The sequence below is a fragment of the Campylobacter sp. W0014 genome (genome assembly GCF_020135975.1).
Classification (GTDB): Bacteria; Campylobacterota; Campylobacteria; order Campylobacterales; family Campylobacteraceae; genus Campylobacter_D.
The window spans coordinates 47,171-61,514 of record NZ_JACHTR010000002.1; the positions used below are offsets into that span (position 1 = coordinate 47,171).

At 30.3% G+C, this 14,344-nt stretch carries 16 protein-coding genes; all 16 read right to left on the bottom strand.

Annotated elements, in window-relative coordinates:
* Positions 1–6 precede the first annotated feature (6 nt).
* Positions 7–903, bottom strand: coding sequence for an NAD(P)H-dependent glycerol-3-phosphate dehydrogenase (locus tag H2277_RS00965; RefSeq protein WP_337200542.1), 897 nt, complete (start codon positions 901–903; stop codon positions 7–9).
* Complete coding sequence (gatB, locus tag H2277_RS00970; RefSeq protein ID WP_337200543.1) at positions 903–2,321, bottom strand: Asp-tRNA(Asn)/Glu-tRNA(Gln) amidotransferase subunit GatB; 1,419 nt, start codon at positions 2,319–2,321, stop codon at positions 903–905. The genes H2277_RS00965 and gatB overlap by 1 nt, the downstream gene beginning before the upstream one ends.
* Positions 2,322–2,421: 100 nt before the next feature.
* Positions 2,422–2,619, bottom strand: a complete 198-nt coding sequence (locus tag H2277_RS00975; protein ID WP_337200544.1) for a hypothetical protein — start codon at positions 2,617–2,619, stop codon at positions 2,422–2,424.
* The gene (locus H2277_RS00980; protein WP_337200545.1) at positions 2,616–3,296 is read right to left on the bottom strand and encodes a F0F1 ATP synthase subunit A; all 681 of its coding nucleotides are present in this window, start codon (positions 3,294–3,296) and stop codon (positions 2,616–2,618) included. Before H2277_RS00980 ends, H2277_RS00975 begins: the two co-directional genes overlap by 4 nt.
* 90 nt (positions 3,297–3,386) lie before the next feature.
* Positions 3,387–3,662, bottom strand: a complete 276-nt coding sequence (locus tag H2277_RS00985) for a hypothetical protein (RefSeq protein ID WP_337200546.1) — start codon at positions 3,660–3,662, stop codon at positions 3,387–3,389.
* Positions 3,646–4,029, bottom strand: coding sequence for a flagellar export chaperone FliS (fliS, locus tag H2277_RS00990; protein ID WP_337200547.1), 384 nt, complete (start codon positions 4,027–4,029; stop codon positions 3,646–3,648). The genes H2277_RS00985 and fliS overlap by 17 nt, the downstream gene beginning before the upstream one ends.
* Before the next feature lie 9 nt (positions 4,030–4,038).
* Positions 4,039–6,003, bottom strand: a complete 1,965-nt coding sequence (fliD, locus tag H2277_RS00995; RefSeq protein ID WP_337200548.1) for a flagellar filament capping protein FliD — start codon at positions 6,001–6,003, stop codon at positions 4,039–4,041.
* Positions 6,004–6,005: 2 nt separating this feature from the next.
* Entirely contained in the window at positions 6,006–6,368 is a 363-nt protein-coding gene (locus H2277_RS01000) for a FlaG family protein (protein WP_337200549.1), read from the bottom strand.
* 150 nt (positions 6,369–6,518) lie between these two features.
* Positions 6,519–8,324, bottom strand: a complete 1,806-nt coding sequence (locus H2277_RS01005) for a menaquinone biosynthesis decarboxylase (RefSeq protein WP_337200550.1) — start codon at positions 8,322–8,324, stop codon at positions 6,519–6,521.
* Entirely contained in the window at positions 8,321–9,247 is a 927-nt protein-coding gene (hemC, locus tag H2277_RS01010; protein WP_337200551.1) for a hydroxymethylbilane synthase, read from the bottom strand. The genes H2277_RS01005 and hemC overlap by 4 nt, the downstream gene beginning before the upstream one ends.
* The gene (locus tag H2277_RS01015) at positions 9,244–9,627 is read right to left on the bottom strand and encodes an integral memnbrane protein (RefSeq protein WP_337200552.1); all 384 of its coding nucleotides are present in this window, start codon (positions 9,625–9,627) and stop codon (positions 9,244–9,246) included. Before H2277_RS01015 ends, hemC begins: the two co-directional genes overlap by 4 nt.
* Positions 9,624–11,330, bottom strand: a complete 1,707-nt coding sequence (locus H2277_RS01020) for a proline--tRNA ligase (RefSeq protein ID WP_337200553.1) — start codon at positions 11,328–11,330, stop codon at positions 9,624–9,626. The genes H2277_RS01015 and H2277_RS01020 overlap by 4 nt, the downstream gene beginning before the upstream one ends.
* Positions 11,320–12,615, bottom strand: a complete 1,296-nt coding sequence (gene hemA, locus H2277_RS01025) for a glutamyl-tRNA reductase (RefSeq protein WP_337200554.1) — start codon at positions 12,613–12,615, stop codon at positions 11,320–11,322. The genes H2277_RS01020 and hemA overlap by 11 nt, the downstream gene beginning before the upstream one ends.
* On the bottom strand, positions 12,615–13,508 hold the full coding sequence (locus H2277_RS01030; RefSeq protein WP_337200555.1) for a polyprenyl synthetase family protein: 894 nt from the start codon (positions 13,506–13,508) through the stop codon (positions 12,615–12,617). Before H2277_RS01030 ends, hemA begins: the two co-directional genes overlap by 1 nt.
* An 18-nt stretch (positions 13,509–13,526) precedes the next feature.
* Positions 13,527–14,057: an exporting protein gene (locus H2277_RS01035; RefSeq protein ID WP_337200556.1), complete on the bottom strand. Its 531-nt coding sequence runs from the start codon at positions 14,055–14,057 to the stop codon at positions 13,527–13,529.
* Positions 14,057–14,320, bottom strand: coding sequence for a DUF2018 family protein (locus tag H2277_RS01040; protein WP_337200557.1), 264 nt, complete (start codon positions 14,318–14,320; stop codon positions 14,057–14,059). The genes H2277_RS01035 and H2277_RS01040 overlap by 1 nt, the downstream gene beginning before the upstream one ends.
* Positions 14,321–14,344 lie beyond the last annotated feature (24 nt).

Here is a 14,344-nt window from a genome sequence, read left to right on the forward strand (position 1 = left end):
TAACTCCTATTTTTTAGCTTTTAATAATTCCTGTACCGCTTTTTTTACATCTTTTCCTTGTAAAATTTGTACAACTTCACGCACTATAGGTGTATAAATTTGATTTTTTAACGCTATTTTTTCTATAGCATAAGCTGTTTTAACTCCTTCAGCAACCTCACCTAAATCTTTTAAAATATCATCTAGCTTTTGATTTTTAGCGAGTGCTAAACCCACACGATAATTTCTAGAAAGCTGACTTGAAGCAGTCAAAAACAAATCTCCTGCCCCGCTAAGCCCCAAAAAAGTTTCTTCTTTAGCTCCAAAAAAATTTCCGAAACGATGCATTTCTATAAGTCCTCTTGAAATAAGAGATGCTCTTGCATTATTGCCCAAATTTAAACCATCGCTCACTCCACTAGCAATAGCTAAAACATTTTTATAAGCTCCGCAAATTTCTGCACCCCTTGTATCATCACCTACATAGGTTTTTATAAAATCAGGAAAAAAAGCTGCAAATTCTTCACAAATTTTAAGATTAAAACCACTAATGACTAAAGCACAAGGCAATTTTTTCTCAACCTCTGCTGCAAATGAGGGACCACTTAAAACACATACTTGATCTTGACTTACAAATTCTAAAAAAATTTCATCTAAAAATTTACAAGTTGAAGTTTCTATTCCTTTAGAGGCGATTAAAATTTTTTGACCTTGGTTTTTAAAATGTTCTTTAAGCCACTTATGAATTCCTTGAGAACTTAAAGCAAAAACAAGATAATCACATTTTAAAGCAGTATCTAAATCAACAAAATGAGTTAAATTTCGCTGCGAACGAGAAGTGATTAAACAAGTATTTTTAACATTTAGGGCATGGTATAAAGCGCTACCCCACTTTCCCGCTCCAATAACTGCAATTTTACTCATTAACCTAACTTTGATTTTAAAATTTCATTCACTTTAGAAGGATTAAAAGCTCCCTTGCCCTCTTTCATAGCCTGACCCACAAAAAATCCAAAAAGTTTATCTTTACCGTTTTTATATTCTGCAACTTTGTCATCATTTTCTTTTAAAATTTTCTCAATCACTGCTTCAATTGCTGAGTCATCACTTACTTGTTTTAAACCCAATTTATCAATGGCTTCATCAATGCTTATTTGAGTATTTTCAAACACATAGGCTAAAACCTCTTTACCCGCTTTAGCACTGATAATACCTTCTTCTATGCGTTTTATTAAATTTCCAAGTTTTTGCGCATCCACTGGGGAATTTTCTATAGTTAATTCTCCTTTTAAGAGTCCCATTAATTCTGTATTTAACCAATTAACACAAAGTTTAGGATTTAATCTTTGAGCAATTAGATTTTCAAAAAAACGACTTATTTCAAGAGAGCTAATAAGAACTTCTGCATCACTTTCTTTTATGTCTAATTCTTGCATATAACGTTTTTTCTTTTCATCTGGTAATTCTGAAATTTTAAGTTCTAAAAACTCATCTTTAAGCAAGACCGGCAAAAGATCAGGATCTGGAAAATAACGATATTCTGCAGCCTCTTCTTTCCCTCTCATTGAGCGAGTGGTTAAATTGCTTGTATCAAAAAGTCTTGTTTCTTGAACGACTTCTTTTTCATAAGTTCCATCTTCCCAAGCCTCAATTTGACGCTTTACTTCATAATCAATTGCTTTTTGTATAAAACGAAAAGAGTTAAGATTTTTAATTTCAACCCTTGTATAAAGTTTAGTATCTCCTTTAGGACGAATACTCACGTTTGCATCACATCTAAAACTTCCCTCTTGCATATTTGCGTCTGAAATATCCAAAAAACGTATAACAGAATGAAGTTTTTTAAGATAAGCGACCGCTTCATCGCTGCTTCTTAATTCAGGTTCGCTTACAATCTCAAGTAAAGGAGTTCCTGCACGATTTAAATCTACTTTTGAAAAATTACTTTCATGGATGTTTTTTCCTGCATCTTCTTCTAAATGTGCCCTAGTGATGCCTATACGTTTATTTTCTCCATTTACATTAATAAAAAGTTCTCCATTTTCTACTATAGGAATATCAAATTGAGAAATTTGATAAGCCTTAGGCAAATCAGGATAAAAATAATTTTTACGATTAAAAACACTTTTTTTATTAATAGTGGCATTCACAGCTTTTCCAAAAAAAATCGCTTTTTTAACTGCTTCTTCATTTAAAACAGGTAAAGCACCTGGCAAAGCTAAACAAGTAGGACAAACATTAGTGTTAGGAGTTTCTCCAAAAGAAGTTGCACAAGAGCAAAAAATCTTTGTTTTGGTATTAAGTTGAGCATGAACTTCAAGTCCTATGACTACTTCAAACATTAAATTTCCTTGATACTTAAATTATCTTTGGTATTATTTTAACATTATTTTCTTTCAAAATGACTTTAAAAAATGAAAAGCAAAGATTAAATATTAAAAATTAATGAGAAATATTATTTAACTTATTTTTAAGTTGGTAATTTTCTATTAGCAAAATAAAAATTAGAGTTAAAAGCAAACCCGGAGTAAGTCCTAAGCATAAATATATATAAGAATTAAATTTAAGAAACATCAAAAATGCACCAAAAAACATTAAAGCCAAAGATGCACCTTTGAAAAATTCTAAAATATAAATCAATGATCTTCCTCTATCTTAACAGCTCCGGCTAAATATACATAAGTTAAAATCATAAAAATAAAAGCTTGCAAAAAAGCCATAAAAGTTAAAAGCACATAAGCAGGAAGTGGCGCTACATAAGGAACAAGAGCTAAGATAACCATTAAAAACAAATCATCTCCTTTGATGTTACCAAAAAGACGAAAAGATAGGGAGATTACGCGAGAAAAATGAGAAACAATTTCAATTGGAAACATTAAAGGCGCTAAAAATTTAATAGGTCCCATAAAATGAGAAAAATATCTCACCACGCCTTGAGTTCTTATCCCTTCAAAATGATAATAAACAAAAACAATAATAGCTAAAGATAAAGTTAAATTTAAACTTGCCGTTGGCGAATGAAAACCAGGGATAATACCTATAACATTACTAAAAAATATAATAATACCCAAAGTAGCTACTAAAGGAAGGTATTTTCTAGCACTTTTTTCATCTCCTAAAGTATCACGCCCCATAGAAAGAACACCTTCCAAAAAAGCTTCTCCTAAATTTTGCAAACCACGAGGGACAAATTGCATAGAACTAGTGGCTCTATAAGCAATGATTACTGCAATAAAAGCTACTAAACCTAGGTGAAAAAAATAAGAAAAAGTATGACTTGAATCAAATAAAGAACTAAATAAAAATAAATCTTTCATAATTTCCTCAGAATTTTTTATAAAAGCTTATTCTAACACTGTCTTGCTTATAATTTAATGAAAATAAATTTTTATTTTCATCCTCAAAATTTAAGAGTTGAAATATTTTAAAGCTTTTTGAAATTTTTGAATATCATGAGCTTTATTGTCTTTTTTTACTATGATTAAATTTATAGCTTCTTTTAATAAAGCTTGGATTTGAATTAAAGTGTCATTTATATTTTCTCTAAGCTCATCATCATTTTTTGATTTTTGCGCTATATTAATTGCAAAGTCTTTTAGATTTAAATCATCTAAAAGACTTTCTAGATTTTCTATATTTTCTTGTATTAAAGCAAGTTTAAAATCATCAAGCCATTTCTTCATTATTGTGTACATCTCTCCAAGCTTCCAATAATCCTTTGGTTACATTAATCACCTCATCAATTCTAGCTTCGTTATTTTCTAAATTTGCCAAAGATAGAAGTTGAATTTCTCTAGTATAAAGCCCGCTTAAATAATGTGCTACTTCTCCACCTTTTTCATAGTCTAAAGTATTGATTAATTCTATAAAAATAGCTGTAGTTCTTTTAACAAAATAAACCCTTTGCTCTATATCTTCATTTTTAATAGCTACTTTAGCTCTAGCACAAAAACGCAAGATGCCCTCATAGAGCATTTCAATCAATTTTTGAGAAGATTCTATCCCTACTTGATTTTGAGAATAAGCATTATAAGCTAAACTATTTTGCATAAATTTTCCTTAACTGTTTGAATTATTTGCAGCATTAATCATATTTGTAACTGTGGTTAATTGCTGATTGAGTTTATTTAAAATACTTTCATATTGTAACCACTGATTTGCCATAGTATCATATCTTGCATCAATCATATCTTGAGCTGATTTTTTTGACTCATTTAAAGATTTTGTATCATTAGTCAAACTTTCATCATATTTAGTCAATGAACCATTAGTTCCTGTTATGCCTTGAAGAGTTGATTTAAGTTGAGCAAAAATACCCTTACCTTCGATAGGTTTAGCAGCTATAGTCGTTTCGCTTAAACCAAATTGCTTAAGAAATTCTTGATCTCCTTTAATTGAAAAATCAGAACTTCCATCACCACTAAATTTAAGCTTAAAACCTTGTTCTCCATTTTTATTATAACTTTCTACCTTTACTTTTAAACCATCTATACCAAGACTATTGATATGACTGGCTAAATTTTGAAGCATTTCTTCTTCAGTTTTACCAGTAAGTACGAAATTTTTTCCATCAGTTGTTTTTGATACATCATAAGTTTGACCACCAAAAACTATAGTAAATTTACCAGGTTCAAAAGTAAGGCCTTTGTTTTCTTCACTTTCTCTACTTGATTCATCCTTGATTAAGTATTTATCTAAACTTCCTTTTTTAATCAAATCTCCAGTATGGTTAATATCTTCATATTGGGTAATTCCAGAAAAAAAGCTTTCTGCAAAATCAGGATTTTCTTTTACCTTGCTTTCAAATTTAGATGAATCAAAATCCAAAGTTCCAGCATCGTTTAAAGTTAAACCAAAATCTTGCATAGAAAGCATAACTGTGGCACTAACTTTATTACCATTTTCATCCTCAACGGTTCCACTAACTGATTGAGAATCAAATAAAGCAGAAAGTATAGTAGAACGTATAGAATTAACTTCAGTTACACCCTGTAAGGTTCCTTTGGTTCCTGTTTCAGAATTATAATCAGTAGCAGCATTAAGATTGGTTACTAAATCATTATACGCATCTACTAAGTCTTGCATGGCCTTAGTTACAGCTTCGTTATCTTGTTGAACATCAAAATCAATTTCTCCGGTTTTATTTAAAGTCAAAGTAAGTCCTACACCTAGATCGGTTACGGTATTACTTTGACGTATCATTTTAATTCCATCAAGAGTAAATTCAGCATTTTGGGCTTTTTGAATATGTAAAGGATTTTCCTTGTCATCAACAATTCCTACACCTTTCTTATCCTTAGACGGATCAAAAGTTTCAATCCCCACAGATCTATCATCAAGCTTCCATCCAAGACTATCAAAAATCCCTAAAGCATTTTCATCAAATTGATATTTTCCTTCAGCATCTTTCCCACCAGGGTAAAAACTAATAGCACTGTCTTCTCCGGTTTCTTTACTAGTTAAAGTTAAACGATAAGGGGTATCTTTTTCACCTGTATTTACGATCTTTGCAACTATCTCACCGCCACTTGCTTCATTAATCTTATCGGCTAAATCTCTAAAAGTTGTATTCTTATCAACAGTAACTGTATATTCTTTGCCATTAGAAAAAAAAGTTAAATTAGTAGGATTTTCTAATGTTGAATTAATAAAACCGCTATCATTTGCCAAACCTTTACTTTGATAAACGTCTTTTTGTGCAAGTTGAGTTACATTAATCTTCATACTTTGTAAAGACACCCCACTACTAGCTGTCAAACTTGCTGGAGGATTTGTAGTTACACTTGCACTTACTTTTCTCTTTGCAAAAGCAGTCGCATCTGCCAAAGAAGAAACTGCGGTTTGAAATGTAAGCAATTTTGTTTTTATTTCAGTTAAATCTTTTTGCTTGGTTGTATTTTCTTCTATTTTTTTTGTATAAGGATCTACTCTAGCTTTTTCCTCTGCTTCTTTTAACTTATCTAGAGTATCTTGAGTTAAAACCCCAGATCCAAAACCTAAACTCGATAAACTACCAAGTGCCATTTTTAACTCTCCTTATCAAAAATCATACCGATTACATCTTTAAAATATTCTGCCAATCTCATAGCCTCTTCACTAGGAATTTTACGTATTTCTCTTCCTGTGCTTTTTTCAGTTACGCTGATATACATTGAACCTGTTTTATCGCTATATCCAAAACGAACATTAGTATCTAAAGAATCCATTTGTTCGTTTAATTTATTTGTAATATCTGCTAATTTAGCATCCAAATTTTGCTGATTATCATCGCCTCCTTGGCTTTGTTTTTCAGCGTGAATATCTGAACTAGCTTTCTGAGATTTTTCAATTCCTTGACTCATCTGAGTCAAAACCATATCCATTTTTCCATTTACTTTCGAAATTTCCATTTTAAAATCCTTTTTAAAATTTCTTCTATTGCTAGTTAAACTCTACATCGGCAAAAAAATAATTTTATGAATACTTTTTAATAAAAATTTTAAAATTTTTATATATTTTTATACAAGCAAAAAGTGTGCCAAAATAAAAATTATTTTTATCTAACCCATAATTTCAAATTTTTTAAATAATTGTGGATCATTGTCTAAAATATTACGCAAAATTAGATCTTTTATGATATTTTCGTTACAGTCAGTCTGCTGAGGCCAAGCTCTTGTATAACCCTCGGTTTCATTTTTAGCACTCGCATCAATAGCTAATCTATCCTCTTTTACGAATAAATCTCTTTTTGCATCAATGTTATTTACCACTCTCCAAACTAGCATGTATGGATTTTCTAATTTATTATTTGTATCTAAAAAGACTAAAATTCTAAAATGTTTTTTAAATTTTAACAATCTTTCAAAAACTTGAGAATTTCTTTCTTTTTTATCAAGTAAAATACAAACTATAGGGCTTTTGCATTCTTTATAAAACTGCTTTAAAGCAAAAAGCTCTACTTCAGAATTAAAAAGTTCAAATAATTTTTCATCCTCTAAAATTTCAAGCTCTTCTATCTCATTTTTATCACAAACATCAAGTCCTGCTTTTCCGCCAAAACAAGAATTAGGTGAAGCATGATCAAGCTGATCGCAAATTCCTTCGCTTATAAGTAGTTTTTGTACGCAAAAACGATTGAGAATATAAGGAATTAACGCATCATAATCATCTAAACTAGGCGCATCTTTATCAACAAAAATTGCATGTTTAACAAAACTCATTTGTCCTACACCCCAAAAAGCATGCATAATTTGTTGCGCATGTGCTGGGTATTTTGTATCAATTTTAGCTAAAATTAGATTGTGAAAAACTCCATTTTCAGGCATTTTATAATCAATCAAATCCGGAACAGAAGTTTGCAAAAGAGGCAAGAAAATACGTTCAGTTCCAAGTCCCATAATCCTATCCTCTAAAGGAGGTTTTCCTACAACAGTTGATTGATAAATCGCGTCTTTTTTAGCATAAATTTTTTCAACTTTCATGACCGGAAAAAGTTCTGCAGGAGTATAAAAACCTGTATGATCGCCAAAAGGACCTTCTATTTTAAATTCCTCTAAATCCACATAACCTTCTATAACTATATCACTATCAAAAGGAACAAAAACACCATTATCGCAAGGTGTCAATTTAGCGGGAGTTTTTTTGATAAAACCATAAAGCAAAAGTTCAAAAATTCCTTTTGGTAACGGAGCTTGAGAGCACCAAATATAAAGCGGATCTCCACCAATAGCTACACTAACAGGCATTTTTTTAAAACCTGCTTTTTTATACTCATGATAAAAATTAGCACCATCTTTATGGATTTGCCAATGCATTAAAAGTTCATTTTCACCGCTTACTTGCAAACGATACATTCCAAGATTGTTTTGAGTTTTATCTAAATTATGAGTATAAACTTGTCCCATAGTGATAAATTTACCTGCATCATCCTCCCAAGTTTTAAGTATAGGAAGTTCTTTAAGAGAATTTAAAATTTCATAATTATAAAGTGCCTTATTTACGCCTAATCTTTTAGGTGGAACATTTTTAAAACTCAATAAATTTATAAAAAAATCAATTTTAGCCCTAAAATTAGTAGGAATATGAAGTTTGGTTAATTTTGAAATTTCATCAGCCACTTCATTAAAATCTCTTCCAAAGGCTAAATTTAAAGCTTTTTGATTGCAAAAAGTATTCATTAAAACTGGAAATTTGTATTTTTTTTCTAATTTTTTATCAACAGGGTTTTTAAAAAGCAAAGCCTTGCCATTCTCTTCTTTTTTGGCTTCAATATAAGCTAAATGTGCGATTTCAAGATCTACATCCACAGGTTCTTCAATAATTTTTAATAAATTATTTTCCTTTAAAACTTGGATAAAATTCTTCATATCATATCCTCTGCTTTTTTTAATAGCTCTTTAGCCCCTTTGCTTATAAATTCTTTAGCTAAAATTTCACCAAATCCTTTAAATTCGCTTTTTTTGATCATTCTCTTATCTTTTAAAATTTCACTCCCATCAGGCAAACCAAGTATAGCACGGACACAAACCATATCTTCATTAAGTTCAGCATTGATCCCTATAGGAACTTGACATCCACCCTCTAAAGTAGCAATGAATTCTCTCTCTATAGTCGTTTCTATTAAAGTATTTTCATCATTTAAACATTTTAGCAAATTTAAAATTTTTACATCTTCAACACTCTCTATACCTAAAGCACCTTGAGAAGCTGCAGGAATGAGTTCATCTTTGCTAAATTCATAGATAAAATTAATCTCTTTGTCTAATTTTAAACGTTTTATACCTGCTAAAGCAAGTATAATAGCATCAAAATCACCTTTTTTTAATTTTTCTATGCGAGAATTTACATTTCCGCGTAAAGAAATAATCTCTAAATCAGGCCTTAATAACAAAAGTTGCATTTTTCGCCTAAGACTTGTGGTGCCTATTTTTGCTCCTTTAGGTAAAGAAAGAAAATTTTCATATTTTTGACTCAACATGGCATCATTACTTTTTTCTCTTTTGCTAACTGCTGCTAAAACCAAACCTTTTGGAAAAAAACTCGGGACATCTTTTAAACTATGTACCGCTAAATGCGCTTCATTTCTAAGCATACTCTCTTCAAGTTCTTTTGTAAAAAGCCCCTTGCCACCAATCTTAGCTAAAGGAGAATCAAGTAAAATATCCCCTTTTGTTTTAAACCCTTGCAATACAACATCTACATTGTGTTGATTTTTTAAAATCTGTGCAATGTGCTCACTTTGCCAAAGAGCTAAAGCGCTTTTTCTTGTAGCTATGATTAATTGATTCATTTTCCATCCTCTATAATTTCAACATCAATGATTTCTTCGCTCGAATTTCGATTTTGCCTATAGGTATATTTTGTTTTAGTAACTATTTTTAAAAAAATGCCAAATAAAAAAACTAAAAACCCTAAAAAACTTGTTAAAACTCCTGGAAAAACAAGTAAAAATCCAGCAATAATAAAAGAAAATTGCATCAGCATATTTTTAAAGCCTAAAATTTGAAATTCAAGTATATTTTTCCAAAAAACTCCTAAAAGTATTACACCAAATATCATACTTGCTAAAATAAAAATTAAAAAATTTCCAAAACCAAAAAAGATAATAAATAATAGACTAAAAATAATTTCTACAGCAAATAAAGGACTTAATTTAAGCTTATAACTCATAGTATTTTCTTTTTTATAATTTCTACAATATGTTCTGTTTTAATCACTTCTTTGCTTAGGTTTTTTCTTTGTATGAGTTCTATTTCATTGTTTTGCAATCCTTTGCCGATCACTAAGGCATAAGGAAAACCCATTAATTCAAAATCATTCATTTTCACACCAAAACGTTCGTTTCTATCATCAAGTAAAATTTCGATACCTAAATCTTGCAATTGATGATAAATTTGATGTGCAAATTGACAAGCTTCTTCATCTTTTATATTTGAAATGATGATATCGATAACAAAAGGAGCCAAAGTTTGATTCCAAATACAACCTTTTTCATCATGGCTAGCCTCAATAGCAACAGCTACTAAACGAGAAACTCCAATTCCATAGCAACCCATATAAAATGCTTGAGTTTTTCCGTTTTCGTCTAAAAAATGTGCACTCATGGTTTTAGAATATTTTTGCCCTAGCTTAAAAATATGTCCTACTTCTATCCCTTTACTTTTTCTTAGCTTTGCACCACATTTTAAACAACAATCATTTTCTTTAACCTCTACTAAATCCTTAAAACGATCTTTATTGAGATTAACAACATCAATTCCTACCAAATGATAATCTTTTTCATTAGCTCCAATAATCATTTGTTTTTCATTTTCAAGCTCTTGATCAAGATAAAAATCTATATCTTTAAGGCCTATAAACCCGATAAAACCAGGAAATAATCCCGCATTAAGTAATTCACTTTCATCCGCATCAATAAGCTCTAAAGCCTTACAAGCATTCTGTGCTTTAACCTCTTGCAAATCATCGCATCCACGTATAAAAAACACAACTAATTTGCTTTCATTTTCATAAATAGCTTTTTTTGCAACCGCCTTAACAGTATAAAATTCATCAATCTTAAAAAAATCAGCCAATTCTTTAATGCTTTTAACATTAGGGGTGTGAAATTTACTCGCATAACTAGCTTCTGGGCGCTCTTTATCGCAAGTTTTTTTAGCTCTTTTTGCCGCTTCAATATTCGCAGCATAATCACAATTTTCACAAAGCAAGATATCATCTTCGCCATTTTTTGCTAAAACCATAAATTCCTTAGAGCCACTTCCACCTATTGATCCACTATCAGCCTCAACAGCCCTAAAATCAAGCCCCATTCTTTTTAAGATACAAGAATAAGTTTCATGCATTAAATCAAATTCACGATCCAAATCTTCTTCATTTTTATGAAAGCTATAACCATCTTTCATTAAAAATTCTCTACATCTTAAAAGCCCGAAACGTGGACGCGCTTCATCTCTAAATTTCCAACCGATTTGATACAAATGCAAAGGAAGTTGCTTATAACTTGTAATTTTATTTTTAACCAAAGAAACCATTGCTTCTTCATGAGTTGGACCTAAAACAAAATCATTTTCTTTCCTATCTTTAAAACGCAAGAGCTCTTTTCCAAAAACATTATAACGCCCACTTTCTTGCCATAAACTAGCTGGGGTAACAAAACTAAGATTTACCTCTTGTGCTCCAGCTTTATCCATTTCTTCTTTAACTATGGCGCGAATTTTGTCTAAAACTCTTTTCCCTAAAGGCAAAAAATTATAAAGCCCGCTACCAATTTGTTCAATAAAACCAGATCGAACTAAAAAAATATGACTTGGCAAACTTGCATCTTTGGGAGTCTCTTTTGTGCTTGGCGCATATAATTGACTAAATTTCATCGTTATTCTCCATGTTAAAATCGCATTTGTATTGATTTAAACCCTCAAGATTATTTTTCAAATCAAAAACATAACGCATAGCATTAATCACTGTATCGCTTTGAATTTTTCCTTGAAGGTGCTTTAAATTTACAGTTGGATTGTGTAAAAAAGCTTTAAAAACTTGATGGATCAGTTTTCTTGCCTCATCTTTATCAGAATGTTTTAAATAACCTTTTTTTAAAGCAATGTCAAGTTGTTTATCTGCACACTCTTTTGCTTTTAAACGTATAGCCTTAATGATTGGATTTAAAGCTAAATCATTTAAATATCTAAAAAAATCCGATGTTTCTTGCCCTATAATACCATAAGCCATACGTGCTTCATTTTCCCTTAAAGCTAAATTTTTTTGAACAACAGCTTGTAGATCATCAACGGCAAAAACAAAAATTTTATCATTTTCTTTAATATCAATATCACGTGGTACGGCAATATCAAAAAAATATCTTTTATGGGAAACTTCTTCGATTAAAGCATTAGTAATAATAGCATGGGTCGCATTAGTGGCTGAAAAAAAGAGTTCATACTGATTTAAATATAGCTTTAAATTCTCTAAGCTATCATATTGATATAAATTGCCTAATTTTTCACAAAGTAATTTTGCTTTTTGTATATCGCGATTTAAAATAATAATCCTAGCTCCACTGGCAATCAAATGCTTAGCTGCAAGCTCAGCCATTTCTCCAGCCCCTATAATCACAGCTCTTTTTTGAGTTAAATCTAAAAGTTCCTTTGCTTTAGCTACAGCAACGCTAGAAACTGAAATAGGATTTTTTGAAATTTGAGTTTCTGTGCGGACTTTAGCAGCGCACTTAAAAGCACAGTGCAATGCCCTTGAAATATGAGTTTTGCAAAATTCATTCTTTAGGGCAAATGAAAAAGCATCTTTAATTTGTCCTGCAATTTGAGTTTCACCCACAACAAGACTATCTAAAGAACTTGCCACTGAAAAAAGATGGTGTATTGCTCCACTATCCTCAAATATATCGGCTTTTTTTAGCAACTCATTTTGATCAACATCACACAATAAAGCTAAGGTTTTGATAATATATTCTGAACAAGCATTTTTAACAAAAGCAAGAATCTCCACACGATTACAGGTGCTAATTATCAAACTTTCTTCGATATTTTCATGCGCATTGATCATGCGTAAAAATTCATATTTTTTTGTTTCATCTGCAAAACTTAATTTTTCTCTTAAAGCAAGATCAGTATTTTTATGAGTAAAAGAAACGCAATAATACATTAAAAATTCCTATCTATCATTGCTTCAACAATATCTTTTAATTTTTGATTAGAATATTTTTCTATAGCATTAATTGCTTTTTTAGCATATTTTTTAGCCTCTAAAATTGATTTTTCCAAAATTTCTTTTTCTTTAAATTGAGTATTTATCCATATTTTTTCTTGCTCATTTAAATCTTTTTTAAACATTGATTTTAATTGTTTTTTTCCCTCTTTATCCAAATTTTCAAAAAGGTATATATAAGGCAAAGTAACCTTTCCTTCTTTAAAATCTGCCATAGAAGGTTTTCCTAGTGTTTTTTCATCTCCTTTGATATCTAAAATATCATCAATCATTTGAAAAGCAAATCCTAAATTTTTTCCATATTCTCCAAAAGATTTTTCATCCAAACCGGCTAAAATAGCTCCGCATTTTGCACTTGCTTCGATCAAAACTGCTGTTTTATTATAAATCATACTTAAATATTTATCTTTATCGGTATTAAAACCTTGACTTAGATTAACATCCATAAGTTCACCTACAGAAAGCTTGATAACTGCATCAGAAATAATACTTGCAAATTGAGTGTTCATTTGACTTAATTCATAAAAGGCTTTAGAGTATAAAATATCTCCTAACATTAAAGCATTTTTTGTTCCAAATTCTGAATTAACAGATTTTGACCCTCTTCTTAACTCACTCTCATCAATAATATCATCATGCAACAAACTTGCTAAATGTATAAGTTCAATAGCTGCACAAATGATTAATGCCCCTTTGTTTTCTCCTGAAATAGCTAAAAGTAATTTAGAACGCAACTTTTTTCCTGATTTAACATGCAAAAGCATTTCTAATATGGGTTGATAATTTAACTCTTTTAAAAATTTTTGTATCAAATCATCTATTGCTTGCATATTTATTTCCTTTTTTTGCTATTTATCCCAACTTGTCAATGGTTTAACTTGTGGTTGATTAAAATCAATCATAGGAACAACTTGATTATTTTGCGGTGGATTTGGAAGCGGTGTTTTTCTTGGATCTAAAAATTCTACCATCACGCGAGATTCCTTATCTTCAATATAAACCGTAAAAGTTGCTAAGCCTTTATTATAGCCACTAAATTCTAAAATAAGCCTTGCTCTATCTATATTTGGATTTGTATAATCAGGAATTAAAGTTTGAGTAACCCAATCTAAATTTCTTCGCAAACTCATCACAAATTGCCTTGGATATTTACGGAATTTAGATTGAACGATGATGTTTGTATTGTCAAATAAAGTCCAATAAAAATCAAAATTTTGAACCTTATTTTCATAGCCAACTTCTTTAATTTGCACACTTGCTCTTTGATCTTTTTTAAGAACAAATTTATAAGTGTATTCAAAGACTGGAGCTGCATTTAAATGACTCTCACACACTAAAATAAACAATGAAAGAAAAAATAATTTTAACAATCTTTGCATTAACCCTCATGTCCTAAAATTTGAGCACCCAAATCTATATAAATATCATCTAATCTTTGTTTGATTAAATCTCCATTTTCAAATATAAAATTTTTAACATCCATTTCATTTAAGCCTTGTTTCTCTAAAAGCTCAATCATACTTATATATTCAGCAAAAAAATTTTCAAATACTTTTTCTAAGGCTCCTAAATTCCCATTTTGTATGATTTCTAAAAATTTTTCTTTAGGGGTTTTATTAAACATTTCATCAAAGATATCCATTATTTTCCTTGAAAATAGTAAGTT